Origin of the sequence: Zestomonas carbonaria (assembly GCF_904061905.1) — a bacterium.
Classification (GTDB): domain Bacteria; phylum Pseudomonadota; class Gammaproteobacteria; order Pseudomonadales; family Pseudomonadaceae; genus Aquipseudomonas; species Aquipseudomonas carbonaria.
Map to the genome: position 1 here is coordinate 143,588 of NZ_CAJFCI010000012.1, position 22,345 is coordinate 165,932.

A 22,345-nucleotide genomic window follows, 5' to 3' on the forward strand; every position below is an offset into this window, starting at 1 on the left:
AGGGTTCGCACGACTAGACTCAACCGGCACCAGCAAATCCAACACCCTTTCATGCCGGGGTGGACGATGAATACGCTTGTGCTCCACTGCCTTCGTGCTTTCGGTCTGGTCATTCCGCTGCTGCTGTGCGGATGCTCTACCCTCGAGCCCCTGCCACCCCAGGAGCCGGAGTTGTCCTTGCCGGTGGGGACGGATACCGCCCTGGATCGCCTGGTTTCTCCCGCCGACACCCAAGTGCCGGGCAAGTCCGGATTTCGCCTGGTGCATGACGGCATGGAGGCCTTCGCGCTGCGGGTGCATTCGGCCAACCTGGCCGGGCGCAGCCTGGATGTGCAGACCTACATCTGGCACGAGGACCAGACCGGGCTGTACCTGGTCCATGTGTTGCTGAAGGCCGCCGACCGTGGCGTGCGGGTCCGCCTGCTGGTCGACGACATGGATGCCCGCGCGAAGCACTACGGTTTTGCCGCGCTGTCGGCGCATCCGAACATCGCCGTGAGGCACTTCAATCCCTTCTCGTCCCGCTACGGGACCGTCAGCAAGGTGCTGGAGGCGCTGCAGAGCTTCAACCGCATCAACCACCGCATGCACAACAAGACCTGGATCGCCGACGGCCGCCTGGCCGTGGCGGGAGGGCGCAACCTGGGGGACGAGTACTTCGATGCCAGCCCGGTGGTGAATTTCTCCGACCTGGACTTCGCCATGGTCGGCCCGGTGGTGAAGGAGGCGGCGGAGTCGTTCGATCGCTATTGGAACGCCAGCGTCACCTATCCGGTGGAGCTGCTGGCGCCGGGGGACGTCACCGAACAGGCGCTCGCCGAACTGAGGGCGAAGCTCGACCCCTACGTGGCGCGGATTACCCAGGGCGCCTATGCCCAGGCGCTCAGGCAGGACGATGCCGTGCAACGCCTGATCAAGGGCGACTGGCCCATGGACTGGAGCGACGACTACCAGTTCATCTCCGACGATCCGCTGAAAGTGCGGGGCATCGAGCAGGGCCTGTACGGCTCCAAGGTGCTGGCCGGCCTCCTGCCCGCCGTGAAGTCGAGTCGCGAGCGGCTGAGCATCATTTCCCCTTACTTCGTGCCCGGCAAACTGGGTATGGACGCGCTGACGGAGCGCGCTGGCGCCGGCAGCCGGGTGCGGGTGCTGACCAACTCCCTGGCCGCGAATGACGTGGTGGCCGTGCACGGCGGCTACACCAAGTACCGCAAGCCGCTGATCGCGGGCGGCGTGCAGCTCTGGGAGCTGAAGCCGCGTTCCCACGTGCGGGCCAGCCTGTTCGGTTCCTCCGGCGCCAGCCTGCATACCAAGGCCATGGTGATCGACCGCAGCCAGGTGTTCGTCGGCAGCTACAACCTCGACGCCCGCTCGGCGGTGCTCAACTGCGAGCAGGGTATCCTCGTGCGTCATCCAGACCTGGCCGAGCAACTGGAAGCGCTGTTCGAGCGGCAGATCACCGAGTTCGCCTGGGCCGTGACCCTGGAGCGGGGCGACGTGCGCTGGAGCGACGGCAAGCGGGAATACGAGAGCGAGCCCTACGCTTCGATGGGACGCCGCGCGCTGGCCTGGCTGACGCGGGTGTTGCCAATCGAGTCGCAGCTTTGAAAGTGCCCCGCTAGGAGCCCCGCTCCGTGTCGGCGCCGAACTGGCTCAGGTCCGCTCGCGTATCCACATCGCGCAATATCGCCGGATCGTCCAGTTGGATGGAGTCGCAGAGCGCGGCGTTGGCCTTGATCAGCTCCTTTGCGCCCTGGTCGCCCCGGGTCAGCTCCAGGGCGGGCCAGAATTGACGGCCGAAGATGACCGGATGACCGCGCTGGCCGGTATACCAGGGCAGAACGATGCGCTGCGGATCGGCGGCCCGCGCCAGCGTACGCAGGCTGGCCGGGGCGATCCACGGCATGTCGCCGAGCAGGATGGCGACGGCTCGGGCGCGGGACGAAGCCAGGTGCTGGATGCCCGCGGCGAGGCTGTGCCCCATGCCCAGGTCGGCCAACTCGCTGCGCACGATACCCACGCCGGGCGGGATGCCGAGGTCCTGGGCGTCGTCGTCGGGGCGCAGCACGATCCAGACTTCGGCAAACGCCTGGCAGGCCGTCTCGATGCTGGCGCCCAGCAGGCTGCGGCCGTCGGGCAGGAGGGCGCGGCGCTTGTCGCCATCGAAACGCCTGCTGCGTCCCGCGGCGAGTACGAGGCCGATCACCTCGGTGGATGGGCCGGATAGCGCCCTCATCGGCTGTCTCCCACATTCGAAGCCTTTGCGAAAGCTGCTCGGCAAGATAATCGATGCACGTTGGTCATTATTCTCGATGCGGCCAGAAGCGCCAGCTCCGTGGGTGGCGGAGCGGCGAGTCCGAGGCGACCGCCTTCCATATCCACGCCCAGCCTCACCTGCGGAAGCCCGGAGCAACCACGGCCTTCCGCTCGCACATGCCGAATGCTACCGACTTTTGGCCATACCGGTCGTCATGTGCGGAGAACGCGGTTGTTGACACCAGGGAACGATCGTTCTACCCTGCGTGAGAACGATCATTCTCGAGGGGTCGATAACCATGCAGGAAGATGCCTCCATCCAGTCCAGGCTGCTGCTCTCCACGGAACGGCTGATCTATGCCGGCGGCATCAATGCCACGGGCATGGATGCCATCGTCAAGGCATCCGGGGTCGCCCGCAAAAGCATCTATCGCCTGTATCCGACCAAGGAAGCGCTGGTCGCGGCGGCGCTGCGAGAGCGTGACGAGCGCTGGATGCAGTGGTTCATCGAGTCGACATCGGAGGGCGAGCCTCGCCAGCGTCTGCTGGCCATCTTTCCCACGCTGCGCACGTGGTTCGAGTCCGAGGGCTTCCATGGCTGCGCGTTCATCAACGCCGCCGGCGAAATCGGCGACCCCGAGAGCGACATCAGGGCGGTGGCCGCGCTGCACAAGCAGCGCCTCCTGGATTACTTGAAAACACTGACAAAAGCCTGCGGGCTTCCCGAACACGAGGAAGTGGCCAGGCAACTTCTCGTACTGATCGACGGTGCCACGGCGGTTGCCATGGTGACGGGTCAACCCGATGCCGCCGACTGTGCAGGCGGGGCAGCCGCGCTGCTGCTGCGCTCCGTAACGCCCAGCAATGGGTGAGATCCTTCCACGCCATGAGGTGAAATGATGTCGTCGAACACTGAAATCCGTCCCCCGCTGCCGCCGTTCACGCGGGAAACCGCCATCCAGAAAGTACGCCTGGCCGAGGACGGCTGGAACTCCCGCGATGCCGCCAAGGTGGCATTGGCCTACAGCCTGGATACTCGCTGGCGCAACCGGGCCGAATTCGCCAACGGCCGCGATGAGGCGCGCGCCTTCCTGGAGAGGAAATGGTCGAAGGAGCTCGAATACCGCCTGATCAAGGAACTGTGGGCGTTTGCCGAGAACCGCATCGCCGTGCGCTATGCGTACGAGTGGCGCGACGATTCCGGCAACTGGTTCCGTTCCTACGGGAACGAGAACTGGGAGTTCGGCGAGGACGGATTGATGGTGAACCGCTACGCGAACATCAACGACCTGCCGATCAAGGAGTCGGAGCGCAAGTTCCACTGGCCCTTGGGCCGTCGTCCCGACGATCACCCCGGGTTGTCCGAACTGGGACTTTGATCCAGCGGATGCCCATCGTTCCGGCCCGGTCGCTTTGCGATCGGGCTCCGGATGGAGCATGAAGCTTTTCGATTGAGAAAAACTCAACAAGACATGCCGTTTTTATCGTTTGTCAGCTCTCGATGCCGCTCCCAGGATCGATACACGACTCCCCGCTGACAGGGCCACGCACGCAGCCGCGACCCGTTGGCGAGCGTTTCGGTGTGTCGGCTGGACGAACGATAGAGGGCGTGCATGCGCCAGGATCATCTCGATGGCCTTGTGACTTTCGTCTACGTGGCCGAGCATTGCAGCTTTACCGCAGCTTCCCACCAGCTCGGGGTTTCCCCTTCGGCGGTCAGCCAGGTCATACGCAGCCTCGAAGAGCGGACAGGTGTCGTGCTGTTCAATCGCACCACCCGCAGCGTCAGGCTCACCGAGGCGGGGGAGCGTTTTCTGGAGCGGATCAAGCCCCTGGTGCTGGAGCTTTCCAGTGCCGCGGAAGACCTCGCGGACAGCTCGAACACCCCTTCCGGCATGCTGCGCCTGGCATCGACGATGCCGGCCTACCTGACGGTCCTCCGGCCTGTGCTCGGGGGATTCTTCGAGCGATATCCCGCCATCGATATCGAGGTTTCCCTGGATGAGTCGCGGGTGGATATCGTTCAGGAGGGCTTCGATGCCGGTATTCGCCTGGGATGGCAGGTCGAACGGGACATGGTGGCCGTCAGCGTGGGGCCGGAACTTGCCATGCAAGTGGTGGTTTCGCCGGAATACCTGACGCGCCGGGGCGCTCCCAGGCATCCACGCGATCTGCTCGAACACGACTGCATCGGCTATAGGCAGGCGGATAACGGCGTCGTCGAGCGCTGGCTGCTCGACAACGGGACGGAGAGTTTCCACCTGGCCGTCAAGGGCCGGTTGATATGCAACGACTCGGCCGCAGTGGTGTCGGCCGCCCTCGACGGTCTCGGGATCGCCTACCTGGCCAGCGGTCACATCGACCATCTGGTACGAAGCGGGAGGCTGGTTCAGGTCCTGGAGGACTGGGGCCGCCCGGCCGCCCGATACATGGTCTATTTCCCGGATCGCCGGGGCATTTCGTGCAAGCTGCGCCTGTTCATCGACTACTTGCGAGGCGCCGTGCCAGATGCTCAGGAGATCGACTGGGACATCGAGCCTCTGCAGCCCTAGGGAGCAGTGTGTCGTCGGAGCGTTCTGCTCCCCTCTCCCTCCGGGAGAGGGGCCGGGGGTGAGGGGCGGAATCGATGAACTCCAGGGCGGAGCGACTTACGACATATGCCTGTAGGCACGAGGGGAACGCCTAGTTCCTACCGCTGCCATGGATTTTAAGTTTGCCTTCATGGCCCTTGCACGAATCGCCGGTTTTCCGGGGCCGGCTTGGTCTCTAGTCTTGGGAGGACAGCGGCAGGGGGCAGCCCATGGTCAGAAACTTATCCGCGATTACCATAATCGGCCTATTGTTTTTCCAGGCGGTCAATGCCCAGCAGGACGACGTGTCGGCGCTGATGCAGCGCAATGCCTGTACGGGCTGCCACCAGCCCACGGTTCGCACGGTCGGGCCGTCCTGGCAGGAAGTCGCCGAGCGCTATCGCGACGGCAGCAAGACCGCCGCGCAGCTTGGAGAACGCATAAGGAAGGGTGGTTCCGGCGCATGGGGAGCGGTGCCCATGCCGCCACAGGCGCAACTGAGCCAGGCCGACCTCGAGAATATCGCTGCCTGGATTCTTGCGAACCACTAGGAATACGGCACAGGGCCTGTGCTGGCCAACCAATAAGAAAGAAGAGGACTTCTGCGCCGACAAGGCCGCTTCAGTGCCGGCTTTTCGCGGAGAGAGTCACCGACCGGATTAGCGAGGAGGCTTTATGGCCCACACTCTGAAAATCAACGGTACCGAGTACCAGGTGGACGTGGACGACGATACCCCGCTCCTCTGGGTGCTTCGCGACGTTCTCGGCATGACCGGAACCAAGTACGGCTGTGGCATGGCGCTCTGCGGCGCCTGTACCGTGCACATGAATGGCAGTGCGGTACGCTCCTGCGTCATGCCGGTCGGTAGCCTGGCCGGTGCCGAGATCACGACGATAGAAGCGATCGGCGAATCTCCTGCCGGCAAGCGCGTGCAGGAGGCCTGGCTGGCGCATGAAGTGGTGCAGTGCGGCTACTGCCAGTCCGGCCAGATCATGTCCGCCACCGCCTTGCTGGCCAGCAACGCCAACCCGAGCGACAGCGAGATCGATGGTGCGATGGCCGGCAACATCTGTCGCTGCGGCACCTATGTGCGGATTCGCGAGGCGATCAAGTCGGCGTCCGGCCAGGGCCCTGTCGCCAGGGCGGAGGGCTGAGCCATGGATAGCGTTCGATACCTTTCGTCATCGCCGATGAACCAGGTAGATAGCCCTGGAATCAGTCGTCGGGGTTTCCTCAAGGCCAGCGCCGCCGTGAGCGGGGGGCTGCTGATCGGCTTCTCCATGCCTGGGCTGATGCGGGATGCCCGGGCCGAGGAAGGCGAGTTCACCCCCAACGCCTACGTGCGCATCGATCGCGAAGGAAAGATATTCCTGACGATCCAGCCGGTGGAAATGGGGCAGGGGACCTACACCTCGATGCCCGCGCTGATCGCCGAAGAGCTCGAAGTCAGCCTCGATCAGGTGGTCATCGAGCACGCGCCGGCGGATGACAAGCGCTACGCCAACCCCATGCTGGGGTTCCAGGTCACCGGTGGCTCGACATCCGTGCCGGCCAACTGGCAGCCCCTGCGTGAAGCGGGGGCGGCGGCCCGAATCCTGCTGGTGAGCGCCGCGGCCAGCCAGTGGGGCGTGTCGGCCGACAGTTGCAAGGCGGAAAACGGAGCGGTCCTGCATCCGGCCAGCGGCCGCAAGCTCGGCTATGGCGAACTGGCGGATGCCGCGGCCAAACTGCCGCTGCCGGAGAGCGTGTCGCTGAAGGATCCGAAGGCATTCAAGCTGATCGGTACGTCGGCCAGGCGCACCGACTCGCCGGACAAGGTCAACGGCAAGGCCATCTTCGGCATCGACGCCCGCCCGGAGGGCGTGAAGGTCGCCGCGCTGACGCTCTGTCCGGTGATCGGCGGCAAGCTCGACGACGTCGACCCCGCGCCTGCGCTGGCGATCAAGGGCGTCCGCCAAGTGCTGCGCACGGACAACTCCGTGGCGGTGATCGCCGATCACACGGGGGCAGCGCGCAAGGGGCTGGCTGCCTTGCAGATCAAGTGGAACGAGGGCGCCAACGCCACGGTTTCCAGCGAGCAGATGCTGGAGAAGATCAAGGAGGCCTCGAAGCAGCCGGGGGCGCAGGCCCGGAGCGAGGGCAACGTCGAGGAGGCGCTGAAGACCGCCGCCAGGACGGTCGAGGTGACCTATCAGGTGCCCTTCCTGGCCCACGCCTGCATGGAGCCGGTGAACTGTACCGTGCACGTGCGCAAGGACGGCTGCGACCTGTGGCTGGGCATCCAGGTGCCCGCCCGCGCCAAGGCCGTGGCGGCGGAGCTCACCGGGCTGCCGGAAGATTCCGTGCAGGTTCACAACCATCTGCTCGGCGGCGGGTTCGGGCGGCGGCTGGATGTCGACTTCGTTGCCGATGCCGTCAAGATCGCCAAGCAGGTGGACTACCCGGTGAAGGTCATCTGGTCCCGCGAGGAAGACACCCGGCACAGCACCTTGCGGCCCTACCACTACAACCACCTGAGCGCGGGGCTGGACGAGCAGGGCAGGCCCGTCGCCTGGACCCACAAGGTGACCGGGGCGTCGATCCTGGCGCGCTGGGCGCCCTCCCGTTTCACCAACAACGTCGACGGCGATGCGGTCCGCGATGCCTGCGGTCCTTACGCCTTCCCCAACCTGGCCGTGCATTACGTGCGCCACGAGCCGCCGGCCGGTATTCTTCCCGCCTTCTGGCGCGGGGTTGGCCACACCCAGAACGCCTTCATGGTGGAAGGTTTCCTCGACGAACTGGCCCACCTCGTGAGGGCCGACCCGTTCGAATACCGTTATCCCCTGCTCCAGCAGCATCCCCGGGCACTCAAGGTGCTCGAACTGGTCAGGGAGAAGTCGGGCTGGGACTCGTCCCTCGAATCAGGCCATGGCCGCGGCCTGGCGCTCACCCATTGCTTCGGAACCTTTGCGGCCCAGGTAGCCGAGGTGAGCGTCAGCCCCAATGGCGACGTCCAGGTCCACAAGGTCACCTCCGTGGTCGATTGCGGCATCGCCATCAACCCGGATTCCGTGGTGGCGCAAATGCAGGGCGGGACCATTTTCGGGCTGACGGCGGTCTTGTTCGGCAATATCACCTTCAAGGATGGCCGGGTCGAGCAGGGCAACTTCGATACGTATCGCATGCTCCGCTTCAACGAAGTGCCGCAGATCGAGACGCATCTGGTGGAGAGCGGCGAGTCCCCGGGCGGCCTGGGGGAGGTGCCGACCGTACTCATCGCTCCGGCGGTGGTGAATGCGATCTTCGCCGCCTGCGGCAAGCGACTGCGTAGCCTGCCCATCGACTCACAGGAACTCAGGCAGGCCTGACACGGAAGCCGGTGGCCGAGCGCCAGGGCCCGCGTGGCCCTGGTGGAGGTCCGCAGGTGATGGAAATCATCGACGAGTGGAGCTGTCTGTCCGGCGGGTCGTGGCAAGCGACCGGTACAGTTCCGCTTCCGGCATATGAATGGGTTGCCTGCGTTGCTTGAGCATGCCGCCGTCGCGCCGGTTGAGGTGCGCGGTGATCTCGGCGAGGATCGACAGCGCCACGCTTTCCGGGGTGTCTCCGCCGATGTCGAGTCCGATCGGGTAGTGAAGATCGGCGTAGGCGGGGAGTGACCGGCAGGGCGGCTCCATGTCATCGAGCAAACGCTCGGTCCGGCTACGTGGCCCCAGTTGACCGATATACAGCGGCGCATGCCGCAGCGCCTGTTCCAGCCAGTGGCGATCCTGCGCGTAGCTGTGGGTCATGATGGCCACCGCCGCATTGGCAATCTGCGCGTGCAAGGCGAAGGGCTGCTCCAGGGGCGCCACCCGCACCTCGTCCGCTTCGGGGAAACGCTCCTTGCGGGCGAAGTGCGGACGGGCATCGATCACACAGACATACCAGTCCTGCTGCTTGGCCATGCGCACCAGCGGCTGGGCATCGTGACCGGCACCGAAGATGACCAGCCGGCGCGGGGCTGGCAGGTATTCGAGAAGAACCTCCACCAGGCCGTTTTCCAGTGCGTAGCTGCGGATCGTCGAGCGGCCTTGCGCCAGGGTTTCCTGAAGATCGGCCTGCAGGGCATCGGCCAGCGTGGGGTTGCCGGCGGCGAGATGAACGGCCCCCGTCGGGTCGATGGCGGCGCGCTCGCCGATGGCGGCAATGTTGCCCGTGCTGCCGATCACCGTGGCCAGCGCCGCCGGTTTCTGCAGCGCCCGCACCTTGCGCAGGAGTTCGACGGGCAGCGATGGATGCCCCGCCTGGATACGTTCCAGCAGGATATGCACCGTCCCGTTGCAGCCCAGCCCGAACATCAGTTCGGCCTCTTCCCCTCCCTCGTCATCCGCCATGCCCGTGCTGTACTCGCGAATGACCGGCACTCCCGACTCGGTCAACCACCAGGCCTTCCTCGCCAGGTCCTGCTCCAGGCATCCGCCGCTGACGGTTCCAACCGAATGCCCGAGCCGGGGGATGAGCATGCGCGCCCCCGGGCGGCGGTAGGCCGATCCCTCCACCTTGACGACGGTCGCCATCACCGCGTCCTGATGCTCGGCTGCAAGGGCGTCCAGCGTGCCGAGCAGTTGGGGCAGGTCACTCATGTGATTACCTCGACCTGGATGGGAGGATATGCCTGTGGCCGGCAATCCATCGGGATGGGTACCGATTATTCACCAGAAAGACCGTGGCAATTACGTGGCAAAGGTTCAAGAGTCTGTTAGCCAGCCTTCAAACTGGCCTGACGGACGGTGGCATGCTGCCCGGCCAGTGACGCCCACCGACGAACACGGTGGGCAACGGCGATCCCGGATCGCTATGATCAGAAGCCATGACGCCCACTCCCCAGATCCGCCAACCCTGCCCGCCAGGTGCCTGCATCTGCGAGCGTGAACGACTGCTGGATACCCCCGGCGCGGACCTGCGCATCCTGCTCCTGACCCGCCATGAGGAAAAGCGCCTGCTCGACCGACTGGAGAGCATCGAGAGCCTGGCCGACCTGGAGCGTATGCAACGCCGGATGTACGAGCAGTTGGGCATCCGCCTCAGCATCGCCCCAAGCCATAATGAAGTGCGCAGCATGCGGGGCATCGCCATCCACATCGACGAACAGCCCGGCCTGTGCCGCAAAACCCGCCAGTCGATCCCGGCGGCGATCCGCCGAGGGTTGGAGAAACGTCCGGAGATCGCCTACCGGCTGCTCGATGCCCATGACCTTTTGCGAGATGCGTGAGGCATGCTGGAAAAAGGTGGTCAGCGACCTTTTCCCATTGCGCGGTTAACGGTGAGGGCGCCTTACGGACGCTGTGGCCAAGCGTCGTGGATTTCGTACCAGGCTGCCTTGGAGGCAACGTGCAGGTGCTTCTGCTTGCTCGCGGGAAAGTCGCTGTCGAGGGTACCCAGGGCGATGGACACCCAGTCGGCGTATTCCCCCGCGCTGTTCGACCAGAATAGCGACGAGCCGCAGTGGCTGCAGAACTGGCGTGCCACCGTTGCGGAGGAGCGGAAGCTGGCGAGGTGTTCGGCTCCCCGCACGCTGAGGTGGCTGCGCGGGACGCTGCCGTAGCTGGCGAATGCACTGCCGTGGCCCTTGCGGCACTGCGTGCAATGGCAGTGCGATAGCGCCTTGGGGCGCATCGTCAGTTGGTACTGGACTCGGTCGCAGAGGCAACTGCCCCGCAGGATATCTGTCATGTCCGGGGTCCCTCGGAGTGGGGCGGAGGAGAAGCAGCGTCAGGTGGAGGCGGACGAATAAGCAGCCTCTTTACGCGTGCCAGAAACGACAAGGGCCTGCATCGCTGCAAGCCCTTGATCTATATGGTGCCGGCACCAGGAGTCGAACCCGGGACCTACTGATTACAAGTCAGTTGCTCTACCAGCTGAGCTATACCGGCTTTGGTGGGCGGCCATTATATCCATTGGCAGGTCCGAGTAAAGCTGGCGTGTGGGGCTGCAAGGGGCGTGGGAGAGCGTTGGCGCGAGGCTTATGCACAATTGCGAGGCGGTTAGTACGTTAGTGCCTGTTTTCTGTGCGACATATAACGCTTTCTTACAAGCTGCTGTTTTTATTGGTTTTTATCGGGTGGGTAAAAAATCGCCAGTATTGGCCGAGCCTTGTCCTGCCTGCCTCATAGCGGTTTGCCCAGAAACGCTCCACAAAGTTATCCACAGGAACTGTGGGCAACTTCACGCTCGGCGAGCAGCAGCAGGTTGCGCGGGGTGAGGTGGCTGGGGCAGAAGCGGCCCAGTCGTACGCGGTAGCCTTGCTCGACCAGGTAGAGCGCGCGATCGAGCAGTAGCCAGAGTTCCAGCGGGCGGCGGAACAGAGCGCGGACCAGTTCCAGGTTGCGCACTTCGGCCAGGCGTTGCCAGCCCTTGGCCTCCAGCGCAGGCCAGTCGCGTTCACTTGGCTCGGGCAGGTCTTTCAGGGCGGCGAGGTCGCGGCAATAGGTGCGGAAGTCCTTGTGCAGCCAGGCGCTGGGCAGCGAAGGGGTTGGCAGGTAGTCGTCCTGGCCGCGCAGTTCGCGTTGCAGCAGGTCGAAGGCCAGGCGGCGGGCCATGGAGGCGTCGCGTTGGCGGCGGACGCGGGCGCCGGCGGTGATCGTTTCGCTGAGTGGCAGGCCGAGGTCGTCGCGGGACAGGCGTAGCGCTGACGCCCGGGTGGCGGCCGACAGCGGTCGATAGTCCGGCGCGGCGGTGCGGTTGTAGCAGCACGGGGCGATGGCCAGTTGTGGGCAGCCGGTGGCGCTGGCCAGTTGCAGCAGGCGCACGTGCAGGTCGCCGCAGGCGTGCAGGGCGACCGGGGTGTGGCTGGCTTCCACTCGGCTGGCAGTGTCGTCGGCGAGTACGTCCTGCCGCAGATGCCGGGCGGGAAGGTGGCGGCGTTGGCTCAACTGCTGGCCGGCCTCCACCAGTGCCTGGTCATGTTCCAGGCAGGTCAGTTCGCCGCCCTGCCAGGCCAGCAGGTGGCCGAGGTGTCCCTTTCCGGAGCACCAGTCCAGCCAGTGCCGGGGAGGCTGTCCGAAGACGAGATGCCGGGAGAAGGCTTCTATCTGCTGCCACTTGCGCCCTGGCACATCGCTGGCGAAACGGGCCGGCGGCATTTCCAGGGGGCGTTCCGGCAGTTCGCCGACCGAGCCCAGTTCCAGCGCGCGTGCCGCCAGTTGCGGGAAGGGCGTGGGGGCTTCGAGGTGTTCCGGGTGGTTGTGGGCGGCTTCGGCGTCGTCCAGCGTGCGCTGTCGTAGCCAGGCAGCCAGTTCGGGGTGGTCGGCTTCCCAGGACAGCCGGCGGTGATGGAACGGCCGTGGGCGCCAGAGTGCCTGGTGGGCGAGGAGGAAGTCGTCGAGGGCCTGGAAGCGCTCGAGCAGGGCGGGGCCGGTAAGGATCATGGTGGCGGTGGTGAGCGACTGGGCGGCTATCTTAGCCCGAGACTCTCACCACCGGCCCCTCTCCCGACGGGAGAGGAGCGTCGCTCAGCGGCCCTGGTGGGTGGCGTCGACCCGCAGCCAGCGCTCCAGCAGTTTGAAGGCGCGGACCAGGATGAAGGCGATCAGCAGGTAGAACATCCCGGCGGCGAAGAAGATCTCCACCGGCAGGTAGGTGCGGGCGATGATGGTGCGCGCCATGCCGGTGAGTTCCAGCAGGGTGATGGTGCTGGCCAGGGCGCTGGCCTTGAGCATCAGGATCACTTCGTTGCTGTAGGCCGGCAGGCCGATGCGCGCCGCGCGCGGCAGGATGATGTGCAGCAGCGCCTGCCACTTCGACATGCCCAGCGCCCGCGCGGCTTCTACCTCGCCCGTCGGCACGGCCTGGATGGCGCCGCGGATGATCTCGGCGATGTAGGCGGCGGTGTGCAGGGTCATGGTGATGATCGCGCACCAATACGGATCGCGCAGGTACGGCCACAGCGGCCCTTTGCGGATCACGTCGAACTGCGCCATGCCGTAGTAGACCAGGAACAGTTGCACCAGCAGCGGAGTGCCACGGAAGAAGAAGATGTAGCCGTAGGGCAGGGCGCGCACGTACCAGTGCTGCGAGGCGCGGGCGATGCCCAGCGGCACGGCGAGGATCAGCCCGGCGACCACGGCGATGGCGACCAGTTCGAGGGTCAGGGCCGCGCCTTCGGCGAGGCGCGGCAGCCATTTGATGATCACTTCCCAGTTCATCGCGAAGCCCTCACGAATCCGCGGCTAGCGCGTTTTTCAAGGAAGTGCAGGCCGATCATGGCGATGATCGTCAGGCTGAGGTAGATCAGTGCCGCCACTAGGAAGAAGGTGAACGGTTTCTTGCTCACCGATACGGCGATCTGCGCGTTGCGCATGATTTCGCCGAGGCCGATCACCGAGACCAGCGCGGTGTCCTTCATCAGGATCATGAACAGGTTGCCGAGGCCGGGCAGGGCGATGCGCCACATCTGCGGCAGGACCAGGCGCCAGAGAATCCGGCCCTTGCTCATGCCCAGGGCCAGGCCGGCTTCACGGTGCCCCTTGGGAATGGCCAGGATGGCGCCGCGGAACACCTCGGTGGCGTAGGAGCCGAAGCACAGGCCGAGGGCGATGGTGCCGGCGGCGAACGGACTCAGTTCCAGTTGGGGGTAGCCGATCCATTCGCCGATGGCACGCATGGCGTTGACCGTGCCGAAATAGATCAGCAGCACCCAGAGCAGCTCGGGTACGCCGCGAACGATGGTCGAATAGGCGTCGCCCAGCCACTGCAATGGCTTGTGGGACGAAGTCTTGGCCAGTGCGCCGAGCAGGCCGAGCACCAGACCCAGGGCCAGCGCGGACAGCGCCAGCTTGATGGTCATGAGGGCGCCGGCGGCCAGCGCGGGGCCGAATCCGTAGAGATCGAAGGTCATGGGAGCCAGGGCTGACGAGGGGCGCCGCCGGGTGACGGCGCCCCTGGGTCAGATCAGTAGATGCTGAACGGGAAGTACTTGTCGTTGATCTTCTTGTAGGTGCCGTCGGCAACGATTTCCTTCAGCGCTTCGTTCAGGCGCTCGCGCAGCGGGTCGCCCTTGCGCACGGCGATGGCGATCTTGTCGTTGTCGAACACCGGGTCGCCCTTGAACTCGAAGTCCTTGCCGGCATCGCTCTTCAGCCATTCCCAGTTGACGAAGGTGTCGGCCAGCACGCCGTCGAGGCGGCCGGAGGACAGGTCGAGGTAGGCGTTTTCCTGGGTGTCGTAGAGCTTGATGTCGACTACCTTGCCCAGGTTGTCTTCCAGCCAGGTACCGGCGATGGTCGCGCGCTGGGCACCGATCACCTTGCCTTTCAGGCTGGCTTCGTCGGTCTTGAAGTCAGAGCTTTTCGGCGCGATGAACTGCAGCTTGTTGGTGTAGTAGGGATCGGTGAAGTCCACCGCCTGCTTGCGCTCCTCGGTGATCGACATGGAAGCGGCGAGGAAGTCGAACTTCTTGGCGTTGAGGGCCGGGATGATGCCGTCCCAGTCGGAAGTGACCACGGTGCATTCGGCTTTCATCTTGGCGCACAGGGCCTGGGCGATCTCCACGTCGAAACCGACCACCTGGCCGCTGGCGTCGATCAGGTTGAAGGGCGGGTAGGCGCCTTCGGTACCGATCCTGAGTTTTTCCGCGGCGAAGGCACTGGACCCGAAGGCCAGGGTGGCGGCAGCGGCCAGCAGAATCTTCTTATAGTTCATCATGCGATGTTGCTCCGTTTTAGTGATTGCTGGACATGAATTGTTTGCAGCGTGCCGAAATCGGGTTGTCGAAAACCTGCGCTGGTGGGCCCTGTTCCTCCACCAGCCCCTGGTGCAGGAACACCACCTCACTGGAAACCTGACGGGCGAAACCCATTTCATGGGTTACCAGCAGCATAGTGCGACCTTCCTCGGCGAGCGCACGGATCACGTTAAGCACTTCCTGTACCATCTCCGGGTCGAGCGCCGAAGTCGGCTCGTCGAAAAGGATCACCTTCGGCTGCATGGCCAGGGTGCGGGCGATGGCGGCGCGTTGCTGCTGGCCGCCGGAGAGCTGGTTGGGGTAGGCGTGGCGCTTGTCGGCGATACCGACCTTGGCGAGCAGCGCCTCGGCCACTTCGATGGCTTCGGCCTTGCTCTGTTTCAGCACACGGCGCGGCGCCTCGATGATGTTATCGAGCACCGTCATGTGCGGCCACAGGTTGAAGTTCTGGAAGACGAAGCCGATCTCGCTGCGCAGGCGGTTGATCTGCTTGTTGTCGGCGGCGACCAGTTCGCCGTGCTTGCTGGCCTTGAGCTTGAGTTCCTCGCCGGCCACCAGGATCTGCCCCTCGTGCGGGTTTTCAAGCAGGTTGATGCAGCGCAGGAAGGTGGATTTGCCGGAGCCGGAAGAGCCGAGGATGGAAATCACGTCGCCGTCGCGCGCGGTCAGGGAAATGCCTTTAAGGACTTCGAGGTCGCCATAGCGTTTATGCAGGTTGCGGATTTCCAGCGCGGGTGTCGCCTCGGCCATAAAGGGTCCTCGTTATCGTTCTTTGCGGATGCACTCCGGCATGGCTGGCCATCCTTGCGTGGCGCCAAGCTAGCATAGCGTCGGAATGCCAGCCAAGCGCGCGAGCGGAGCACAGCGGACGCTGGTGGCGCGCTTGTCGCATCGCTGACGCCTGTTGTCGCGAGGACACAAAAGCCACCTGCCTGGCCGGGTTGTCGATGCGCAATGCTATCAGGCGCGAAGGATCGATTCGCCTGGACCCTGCCGGTTTTTCGATCCTTTTGCCTGTGGGGGATGCGCGGTAGGGTGGGCTTCAGCCCACCAACAAGGCGTCATGGGGAAAATGGTGCGTCGCACGCACCATCTGGCGTCATTCCCCGCGGATGTACTGTTCGAGCTGGTGGATCAGGCCATCCTTCTCGGCGATGACCTCCTTCACCAGGTCGCCGATCGACAGCAGACCGACCAGCCGCCCGCCGTCGACCACCGGCAGATGGCGCAGCTTGCGATCGGTCATCAGCGACATGCAGGTCCGCAGATCCTGCTTCGGCTCCACCGTCACCACTGGGGCGCTCATCACCATGCTGACCGGCGTGCCCACCGAGGAACGCCCTTGCAGCACCACCTTGCGCGCATAGTCGCGCTCGCTGACCACGCCCACCAGTCGGTCGTCCTCGACCACCGGCAAGGCGCCGACATTCTTCTCGGCCATCACCTGCAACGCCTCCAGCATGGTGTTGTGCGGGGCGATGGTGTGGACCTGCTGGTTCTGTTTGGTCGCGAGAATTTGCGCCACGGTCTTCATGAGATCCCTCCTGTGATTGCGCGTAGATCAGTCGTCTGAAGTGCGCACAGGATTGTCGAGACGGGAAATCCCGGCAAACGCAGAAAATCCATGATCCCCATTGAAAAGCCTCATTGCGAGTCTCGGGGATCGTCAACTGAAGGTAGCAGGAAGCGGGGCGGAAGGCCGGAAACGAAAAAGCCCCTGAGTCTCGGGGAGAATCAGGGGCTTCGTAATGATGGTGCCCAGGGACGGAATCGAACCGCCGACACGGGGATTTTCAATCCCCTGCTCTACCGACTGAGCTACCTGGGCAACGGGGCGCCATTAAACGGATTTGGACTTGCAGTGTCAAGCGGCGGCGCAAAATTTTTTCCAGCAGTTACGGGCGGTTACGTCGAGCGGGTCATTCGCTGGGCGGTACGTAGCCGTCTGCCTTGGCGTAATCCTCGCCGGACAGGAACTTGTCCATTTCCTGCTGGAGGAACTTGCGGTCCTCGGCGTTCATCATGTTCAGGCGGCGTTCGTTGATCAGCATGGTCTGGTGCGCCTGCCACTCGTCCCAGGCTTTCTTCGAGACGTTGTTGTAGATGTCCTCGCCCTTGGCGCCCGGGTAGGGGGGGCGGTCGAGGCCGGGCAGGTCTTCTTTGTACTTGCGGCAATGGACGGTGCGGGTCATGACGACTCTCCTGCATTCAACTCGGCGGCCGCGCGCTTGAGCAGTTTCTTCACCGGGGCGGCGAGGCCCAGGCGCGGCGGGGTGGCGAGGTTATACCAGAGCCAGTCGCCTTCGGCCACGGCGGGGGAGGTGGCCTCGACGTGGATCAGCCAGGGCTCGATGGCCAGTTGGAAGTGGCTGAAGGTATGGGTCAGCGCCGGCAGTTCGTGGCGCTCGCCGAGCTCCAGGGCGTGGCGCGCGGCGAGTGGGGCTAGGGCTGCCAGGTCGTCCAGCTCGGGCAGGCTCCAGAGGCCGCCCCACAGGCCGCTCGATGGCCGCCGGTAGAGCAGGATGGCGCCGTCGCGGCTGGCCAGGATCGGCATCAGGGTGTGTTTCTGCGGCAGCGCCTTGCGCGGCCTGGATTCCGGGTAGGCGGTCTCGCGACCCAGCAGGTGGGCACGGCAGCCGCTGCGCACCGGGCAGAGCAGGCAGCTCGGCTTGCTGCGGGTGCAGAGGGTGGCGCCGAGGTCCATCATCGCCTGGGTGTAGTGGTTGACCCGCGCGTGCGGGGTCAGGCGCTCGGCGAGTTCCCAGAGCTTCGCCGCCACCTTGGGCTCGCCGGGATAGCCGGCCTGGGCGGCGTAGCGGGCCAGTACGCGCTTGACGTTGCCGTCGAGGATCGGCGCGCGCAGGCCCATGCTCAGGCTGGCGATGGCGCCGGCGGTGGAACGGCCGATGCCGGGTAGTTCGGCGAGCTGTTCGACCGAGCGCGGAAACTCGCCGCCGTGCCGTTCGACGACGATCTTCGCGGCTTTCTGAAGGTTGCGCGCGCGGGTGTAGTAGCCCAGGCCGGTCCACAGGTGCAGCACTTCGTCCTCGGGAGCTTCGGCCAGGTCACGGACCGTCGGCAGCGCGTCCATGAAGCGGTCGAAGTAGCCGAGCACGGTGCTGACCTGGGTCTGCTGCAACATGATTTCCGAGACCCACACCCGGTACGGGGTGATGCCCTGCTGCCAGGGCAGGTCCTTGCGGCCGTGGGCGTCGTACCAGTCGAGCACGGCGCCGGAGAATTGCTCCGGGCTCATCGCTTGAACAGGCCCTTGAGGGCGTCCTTCAGTTCCGGGCTGACCTTGTCGCCGACCTTCTCTTCGAGCTTCTCGGTCAGTTTGTCGCCGGCCAGCTTGGCGGCGATCTTGCCGAGGCCGTCGCGGTCCAGGCGGCAGGCCTTGGCGCCCAGTTCCAGCGGGCCGCGGCAGCGCACCGGCCATTCCAGGCCGACGTAGCGCGGATTGACCTGGCAGGCCGGGTCGGGCATTTCGCTCTTGTCGCCTTCGATGACGATGCCCAGGCGGTAGTCCATGCCCAGCACGCGCAGGTCGAGGTCGCCGTTGCCGTTGACGGTCAGGCCGGGGATGCGCGCGCGCAGGTCGGGGTTGCTGGCCACGCCGTTGGTGAAGTTGAGGTTGCCGCGCAGTTCCTGGAACGGCGTGTCCTTGCCGCGCGGGTTGCTGCCCAGGCTCTTGCGGTTGAGCAGGGCGATGCCCTGGCAGAGCTGCTGTTCGAGGTTGGCGTCGAGCAGCACGCCGTTGTTGAGGGTGAAGCTGGAGGTGCCGTTGAGGGCGTCGATCCAGGCTTTCTGGCTGTTGCCGCTGGTGCGCAGGTCGGTGGTCAGTTCGAGACGGCCGGTGAGCGGGGATTTCTCGCCTTGGCTTTCGATCAGTTTTTCCACTGGCACACCGCTGATGCGGTTCTGGATGGAGAGCTGCGGCACCGCCTGGCGCACGTCGAGGCTGCCCTTGGCGTTGAAGTTGCCGTTGTACAGGTCGCCGCGCAGGTCCTGGAGGGCCAGTTGGCCGCCCTTGCCCTGGGCCTTGAGGATGGCGTTGTCGATCGGCAGCTTGTCGATGACCAGTTGGCCGAGGCCGAGGTCCAGTTGTAGGTCGAGGCTGCGCAGCTTGTCGATCGGCAGCATGGGCGCGTCGCTCCAGGCCTGCTGGGACGGTGCTTGCGGCAGAGGGCTGGTGCCGCTGGTGGTGGCGGCGGTGACCGTGCTCTTCACTTCGGCCTTGCGGGTGGCACTGGCGGCGTCGGACTCCTTGGCGGCCTTGGCCGGCAGGTAGCGGTCGAGGTCCAGGCGGTCGCCCTTGAGCTGCACGCGCAGCGCCTGCTTGGCCAGGTCGGCGACGGCGAGGCGGCCATTGAAGCTGCTGTCGTCGAGCTTCAGCTTGAGTTCTTCCAGGGCCAGGCTGTTCGGGGTGCCGTTCAGGCGGCTGACCAGTTCGACCTTGGTCAGGGTGTTGCCGTCGGCCATTGCCGGCAGCTTCTGGCCGAGGCCTTCGAGGAACTGGCGCAGGTTGAATTCGGCGATGGACAGCGCGCCGGTGAGCTTGGGCGTCTTGTCCAGTTCGCGGACGTTCAGTTCGCCGAGGGCGCGCAACTGGTTGACCGACAGCTTGAGGCCGTTCCATTCGGCGATCTGCGCGGCCTGGTCGAGGAGCAACTGGCCCTGGGCGACGAAGGTCGCGGTCTTGCCTTCCAGCGGCTGGCCGGAGGCTTCGCCGGACAGGCGCATGTCCTCGAACTGGTAGCGCTTGAGGGCGCGGTCGAAGCGCAGTTCGCCCTGTAGTTCGGTCTTGGCGCGCATCAGCGGCTGGTTGGTGCCGAGGAAGGCGGTCAGCTTGACCGGGATGTTGGTCCCTTCGCGGATCGCGCCGGTGGTGAGCTGGATGCTCTCGGCGCTGAGCTGCGAGCCGTCGCGGGCGTCGCTGTAGTCGATCCGTGCGTTGTTGACGATCAGGCTGTCGATGTCCAGCCTGAGCGGCTGGCCGGGTTTCTCCTCGGCCGGTTCGCTGGCGGTCGGCGTTTCGGCCTGCGGCTGGGCGGCGCCGCTGTCCGCCGGCTTGGCCGGGCGGCCGATGTCTTCCCAGTTGCCGCGCCCCTGCTTGTCGCGGCTGAGGCTGAGCTTGAGGCCTTCGACGCGGATGTCGCTCATCTGCACTTCCTTGCGCAGCAGCGGCATCACGCGCACCGACAGGCCGAGCATGTCGAGGTCGGCGAACGGCTGGTCGGGCGTGGCGGCGTTGGCCAGGGTTGCCTGGTGCAGTTCCAGGCCGAGCCAGGGGAACAGGCTCCAGCCGATGTCGCCTTTGAGGGTCAGCTCCAGATTGGCCTTGTCGCGAGCGATCTGGCGGATCTCGTCCTTGTAGTCATTGGGATCGAACAGGTGGGTGAGGGCGAAGCCCAGGGCCACCACGATCAGCAACAGTCCGAGGAAGAGCAGGCCCAGGATTTTGCCGATGGATTTCATGGACGATTCCTTACGTGTTGATCGCTTGCTGAAAAGGGCGAGTATAACGCCGCCATGATGACGGGCTTCCAGCGCCAAGAGTCGTTGAGAGCCAAATGGAGCCTTTGTCGCCCGGGAACGTCGCTTTTCGCTCCCTCTCCCATGAGCGGGAAAAGGGCGCGCAGCGCGCCCGGGTCGCCATGGGCTTCGTGCCTGGCCTCCGAACGGGTTCTAGAGTGCCATTGCCACGCGTTCGGCGATCGCCAGGCTGGCGGTCAGCCCCGGCGATTCGATGCCGAACAGGTTGACCAGGCCGGCCAGCCCATGTCGTGCAGGGGTTTGGATGACGAAATCCGCCGCCGGTTCACCGGGGCCGGCCAGCTTCGGGCGCACGCCGCTGTAGCCGGGGACCAGGCGCCCGGCGTCGAGGCCCGGCCAGTAGCGGCGGATCGCCGTGGCGAAGGGCTCGCGCAGCGCCTCGTCGACGCCGTAGTCGAGCCGTTCCAGGTAGTGCACGTCCGGGCCGAAGCGCAGTTGCCCGGCGAGATCCAGGGTGGCGTGGATGCCCAGGCCGGCGGTGTTGGCTTCCGGCATCGGGTAGATCAGATGGCTGAACGGCGAGCGCCCGCTGTAGCTGAAATAGCGTCCCTGGCACAGGTGCAGGCGCGGGATGGCGCTTGCCGCCAGACCGGGGATGGTCGCGGCCAGGGCCTGGGCGCCGAGGCCGGCGGCGTTGATCACCCGGTCGGCGAGCAACTGGAAGGGCTCGCCGACGCTGGTGCCGGTGACCCGCCAGCCGTCGGGATGGGGTTCGAGGCGTTCGATGCGGGTGTCCAGCGCCAGTTGCGCGCCCTGGCGCTCGGCGGCGGCGAGCAGCGATTGCAGGTAGGCGTGGCTGTCGATGATCCCGGTATTGGGCGACAGCAGCCCGGCCGCCGCCGCGACTTCCGGCTCCAGGCGGCGCAACTGGGCGCGGTCCAGCGGTTGCAGTTCGTCCACCCCGCAGGCCTCGGCGTTGGCGACCAGGGCCTCCAGCTTGCCGCGCTCGTCCTCCCTGACCGCCACCAGCAACTTGCCGATCCTCCGGTGGCCGACGTCGTGCCGGGCGCACCAGGCGTACAGGCGTTCGCGGCCTTCCAGGCACAACTCGGCCTTGAGAGAACCGGGCGGGTAGTAGATGCCGGCGTGGATCACCTCGGAATTGCGGCTGGAGGTATGGCTGCCGATCAGCGTCTCCGCTTCGGCGATCAGCAGGTCGTGGCCGGGGCGGGCCAGGCGCGCGGCGCAGGCCAGGCCGAGGGCTCCGGCGCCGATGATCAGGGTGTCGAGATGGTCCATGGGATATTTCTGAAAGCGCGCGGGCGGGGTTGATCCACATCAAGGTTGGTGGGGATGCGAAGCCTATATTTGAAAAGCGGTCGGCGTGACCGTGTACCAATAGAGGAGGCAACCATCATGTCTCTTTCACGTTGGAATCCGTTTCGTGAGTTCGAAGAATTCTTCAACCAGTATCCGCGTCTGCTGGGCAAGGGCGGCACAGGCGCCAGCCAGGAACTGATGACCGCCACGGACTGGGCGCCCGCGGTGGATATCAGCGAGACGCCCGAAGCCTACCTGATCAAGGCCGAGCTTGCCGGTGTCAAGCGCGAGGACATCCAGGTCAAGATCGAGGGCGGCCAGCTCAGCCTGCGTGGCGAGCGGCGTTTCGAGAAAGAGGACAAGGACAGCAAGCAGCATCGCGTGGAGCGCTTCTACGGCAGCTTCTCGCGCGTCTTCAGCCTGCCCGAGGACGCCGATGAGGAGCAGATCAAGGCCGAGTACAAGGACGGCGTCCTGAACCTGACCCTGCCCAAGCGCGCCGAGGCGGCGCGGCGTTCCCGCGACGTGAACATCGAGTAGGGCTGCTGCGGAAAGCCGATGGGCGCTGGAGGCCCGGGGCCGCCTGCGGTCTGCGTTACAGGCTGTCCAGCGGCAGGCCGGCGCGGGCCGCCAGCGCCTGGCTTTCCAGATGCCCGGCCGGCGCGGCCAGGTGTAGTGGCGCGCCGGCTTCGCGGGCCAGGCGCCGGGCTTCGTCGAGCAGGCGCTGGCCGACGCCGCGTCCACGGGTGACCTTGCGCACGCACAGGTGCGACAGGCGCCAGTGGCCGTCGCCGCGTTCCAGCAGGGCGGCGCCGAGCAGGCGGTCGTTGAAGCGTCCGGCGATCAGCGTGCCGGCGGCCAGGCCGGCGGCGACCAGCGCCGCGCCGTCGGCGTGCGGGGCGAGCAGCCAGTCGGGGGCGTCGGCGTAGATCTTCGCCAGGTCGCTGCGATCCTGGTCGCTGGGTTGGCGGACGGCTTCGACGATCACGGGCATGG

Annotated in this window: 23 protein-coding genes and 2 tRNA genes; 9 read left to right on the forward strand and 16 right to left on the reverse strand. The window is 65.5% G+C overall.

What is annotated here, in order from left to right:
• Window positions 1–171: 171 nt before the first annotated feature.
• Complete coding sequence (locus PSEWESI4_RS00795) at window positions 172–1,608, forward strand: phospholipase D-like domain-containing protein (RefSeq protein WP_187669286.1); 1,437 nt, start codon at window positions 172–174, stop codon at window positions 1,606–1,608.
• A 10-nt stretch (window positions 1,609–1,618) separates the two neighbouring features.
• Here PSEWESI4_RS00795 and PSEWESI4_RS00800 read toward each other — a convergent pair whose 3' ends face one another.
• Entirely contained in the window at window positions 1,619–2,236 is a 618-nt protein-coding gene (locus PSEWESI4_RS00800) for a nucleotidyltransferase family protein (RefSeq protein ID WP_187669287.1), read from the reverse strand.
• A gap of 319 nt (window positions 2,237–2,555) precedes the next feature.
• Here PSEWESI4_RS00800 and PSEWESI4_RS00805 point away from each other — a divergent pair, with 319 nt between their 5' ends.
• From PSEWESI4_RS00805 to PSEWESI4_RS00830, 6 genes are all read left to right on the forward strand, one after another.
• Window positions 2,556–3,128: a TetR/AcrR family transcriptional regulator gene (locus tag PSEWESI4_RS00805; protein ID WP_187669288.1), complete on the forward strand. Its 573-nt coding sequence runs from the start codon at window positions 2,556–2,558 to the stop codon at window positions 3,126–3,128.
• Window positions 3,129–3,155: 27 nt separating this feature from the next.
• Window positions 3,156–3,635 carry a nuclear transport factor 2 family protein gene (locus PSEWESI4_RS00810; protein ID WP_187669289.1) on the forward strand — a complete coding sequence of 160 codons (480 nt, stop codon included), beginning with the start codon at window positions 3,156–3,158 and terminating at the stop codon, window positions 3,633–3,635.
• Between the two features lie 234 nt (window positions 3,636–3,869).
• Complete coding sequence (locus tag PSEWESI4_RS00815; RefSeq protein ID WP_187669290.1) at window positions 3,870–4,808, forward strand: LysR family transcriptional regulator; 939 nt, start codon at window positions 3,870–3,872, stop codon at window positions 4,806–4,808.
• A 248-nt stretch (window positions 4,809–5,056) separates the two neighbouring features.
• Window positions 5,057–5,377 (forward strand): c-type cytochrome, encoded by a 321-nt coding sequence (locus tag PSEWESI4_RS00820; RefSeq protein WP_187669291.1) that lies wholly within the window; start codon window positions 5,057–5,059, stop codon window positions 5,375–5,377.
• Between the two features lie 124 nt (window positions 5,378–5,501).
• A complete protein-coding gene (locus PSEWESI4_RS00825; RefSeq protein ID WP_187669292.1) occupies window positions 5,502–5,981 on the forward strand; it encodes a (2Fe-2S)-binding protein in 480 nt (159 codons plus the stop codon).
• Between the two features lie 3 nt (window positions 5,982–5,984).
• Entirely contained in the window at window positions 5,985–8,177 is a 2,193-nt protein-coding gene (locus PSEWESI4_RS00830) for a xanthine dehydrogenase family protein molybdopterin-binding subunit (protein ID WP_235978853.1), read from the forward strand.
• Between the two features lie 66 nt (window positions 8,178–8,243).
• Here PSEWESI4_RS00830 and PSEWESI4_RS00835 read toward each other — a convergent pair whose 3' ends face one another.
• The gene (locus PSEWESI4_RS00835) at window positions 8,244–9,434 is read right to left on the reverse strand and encodes an XdhC family protein (RefSeq protein WP_187669293.1); all 1,191 of its coding nucleotides are present in this window, start codon (window positions 9,432–9,434) and stop codon (window positions 8,244–8,246) included.
• A 227-nt stretch (window positions 9,435–9,661) separates the two neighbouring features.
• Between PSEWESI4_RS00835 and PSEWESI4_RS00840 the strand changes: the two genes are divergently transcribed.
• A complete protein-coding gene (locus PSEWESI4_RS00840) occupies window positions 9,662–10,063 on the forward strand; it encodes a hypothetical protein (protein ID WP_187669294.1) in 402 nt (133 codons plus the stop codon).
• Window positions 10,064–10,125: 62 nt separating this feature from the next.
• Here PSEWESI4_RS00840 and PSEWESI4_RS00845 read toward each other — a convergent pair whose 3' ends face one another.
• The 13 genes from PSEWESI4_RS00845 to PSEWESI4_RS00905 form a co-directional block, all read right to left on the reverse strand.
• A complete protein-coding gene (locus PSEWESI4_RS00845; protein WP_187669295.1) occupies window positions 10,126–10,524 on the reverse strand; it encodes a GFA family protein in 399 nt (132 codons plus the stop codon).
• Between the two features lie 124 nt (window positions 10,525–10,648).
• Window positions 10,649–10,724, reverse strand: a tRNA-Thr gene (locus PSEWESI4_RS00850).
• Window positions 10,725–10,991: 267 nt separating this feature from the next.
• Window positions 10,992–12,218, reverse strand: coding sequence for a methyltransferase (locus PSEWESI4_RS00855; RefSeq protein WP_187669296.1), 1,227 nt, complete (start codon window positions 12,216–12,218; stop codon window positions 10,992–10,994).
• A gap of 84 nt (window positions 12,219–12,302) precedes the next feature.
• The gene (locus PSEWESI4_RS00860; protein ID WP_187669297.1) at window positions 12,303–12,995 is read right to left on the reverse strand and encodes an ABC transporter permease; all 693 of its coding nucleotides are present in this window, start codon (window positions 12,993–12,995) and stop codon (window positions 12,303–12,305) included.
• On the reverse strand, window positions 12,992–13,687 hold the full coding sequence (locus PSEWESI4_RS00865; protein WP_187669298.1) for an ABC transporter permease: 696 nt from the start codon (window positions 13,685–13,687) through the stop codon (window positions 12,992–12,994). The genes PSEWESI4_RS00860 and PSEWESI4_RS00865 overlap by 4 nt, the downstream gene beginning before the upstream one ends.
• 53 nt (window positions 13,688–13,740) lie before the next feature.
• The gene (locus tag PSEWESI4_RS00870) at window positions 13,741–14,493 is read right to left on the reverse strand and encodes an ABC transporter substrate-binding protein (RefSeq protein WP_187669299.1); all 753 of its coding nucleotides are present in this window, start codon (window positions 14,491–14,493) and stop codon (window positions 13,741–13,743) included.
• 16 nt (window positions 14,494–14,509) lie between these two features.
• Window positions 14,510–15,283 (reverse strand): ABC transporter ATP-binding protein, encoded by a 774-nt coding sequence (locus tag PSEWESI4_RS00875; protein WP_187669300.1) that lies wholly within the window; start codon window positions 15,281–15,283, stop codon window positions 14,510–14,512.
• 349 nt (window positions 15,284–15,632) lie between these two features.
• Window positions 15,633–16,067 carry a CBS domain-containing protein gene (locus PSEWESI4_RS00880; protein WP_187669301.1) on the reverse strand — a complete coding sequence of 145 codons (435 nt, stop codon included), beginning with the start codon at window positions 16,065–16,067 and terminating at the stop codon, window positions 15,633–15,635.
• A gap of 218 nt (window positions 16,068–16,285) precedes the next feature.
• Window positions 16,286–16,361 (reverse strand) — tRNA-Phe (locus PSEWESI4_RS00885).
• 91 nt (window positions 16,362–16,452) lie between these two features.
• Window positions 16,453–16,725: an oxidative damage protection protein gene (locus tag PSEWESI4_RS00890; RefSeq protein WP_187669302.1), complete on the reverse strand. Its 273-nt coding sequence runs from the start codon at window positions 16,723–16,725 to the stop codon at window positions 16,453–16,455.
• Window positions 16,722–17,789, reverse strand: coding sequence for an A/G-specific adenine glycosylase (gene mutY, locus PSEWESI4_RS00895; protein ID WP_187669303.1), 1,068 nt, complete (start codon window positions 17,787–17,789; stop codon window positions 16,722–16,724). The genes PSEWESI4_RS00890 and mutY overlap by 4 nt, the downstream gene beginning before the upstream one ends.
• Window positions 17,786–20,011 carry an AsmA family protein gene (locus PSEWESI4_RS00900; protein WP_187669304.1) on the reverse strand — a complete coding sequence of 742 codons (2,226 nt, stop codon included), beginning with the start codon at window positions 20,009–20,011 and terminating at the stop codon, window positions 17,786–17,788. The genes mutY and PSEWESI4_RS00900 overlap by 4 nt, the downstream gene beginning before the upstream one ends.
• Before the next feature lie 210 nt (window positions 20,012–20,221).
• Complete coding sequence (locus PSEWESI4_RS00905) at window positions 20,222–21,328, reverse strand: NAD(P)/FAD-dependent oxidoreductase (protein ID WP_187669305.1); 1,107 nt, start codon at window positions 21,326–21,328, stop codon at window positions 20,222–20,224.
• A 117-nt stretch (window positions 21,329–21,445) separates the two neighbouring features.
• Between PSEWESI4_RS00905 and PSEWESI4_RS00910 the strand changes: the two genes are divergently transcribed.
• A complete protein-coding gene (locus PSEWESI4_RS00910) occupies window positions 21,446–21,889 on the forward strand; it encodes an Hsp20/alpha crystallin family protein (protein WP_187669306.1) in 444 nt (147 codons plus the stop codon).
• A 55-nt stretch (window positions 21,890–21,944) separates the two neighbouring features.
• Here PSEWESI4_RS00910 and PSEWESI4_RS00915 read toward each other — a convergent pair whose 3' ends face one another.
• Window positions 21,945–22,343 (reverse strand): acetyl-CoA sensor PanZ family protein, encoded by a 399-nt coding sequence (locus PSEWESI4_RS00915; RefSeq protein WP_187669307.1) that lies wholly within the window; start codon window positions 22,341–22,343, stop codon window positions 21,945–21,947.
• Window positions 22,344–22,345: the final 2 nt, after the last annotated feature.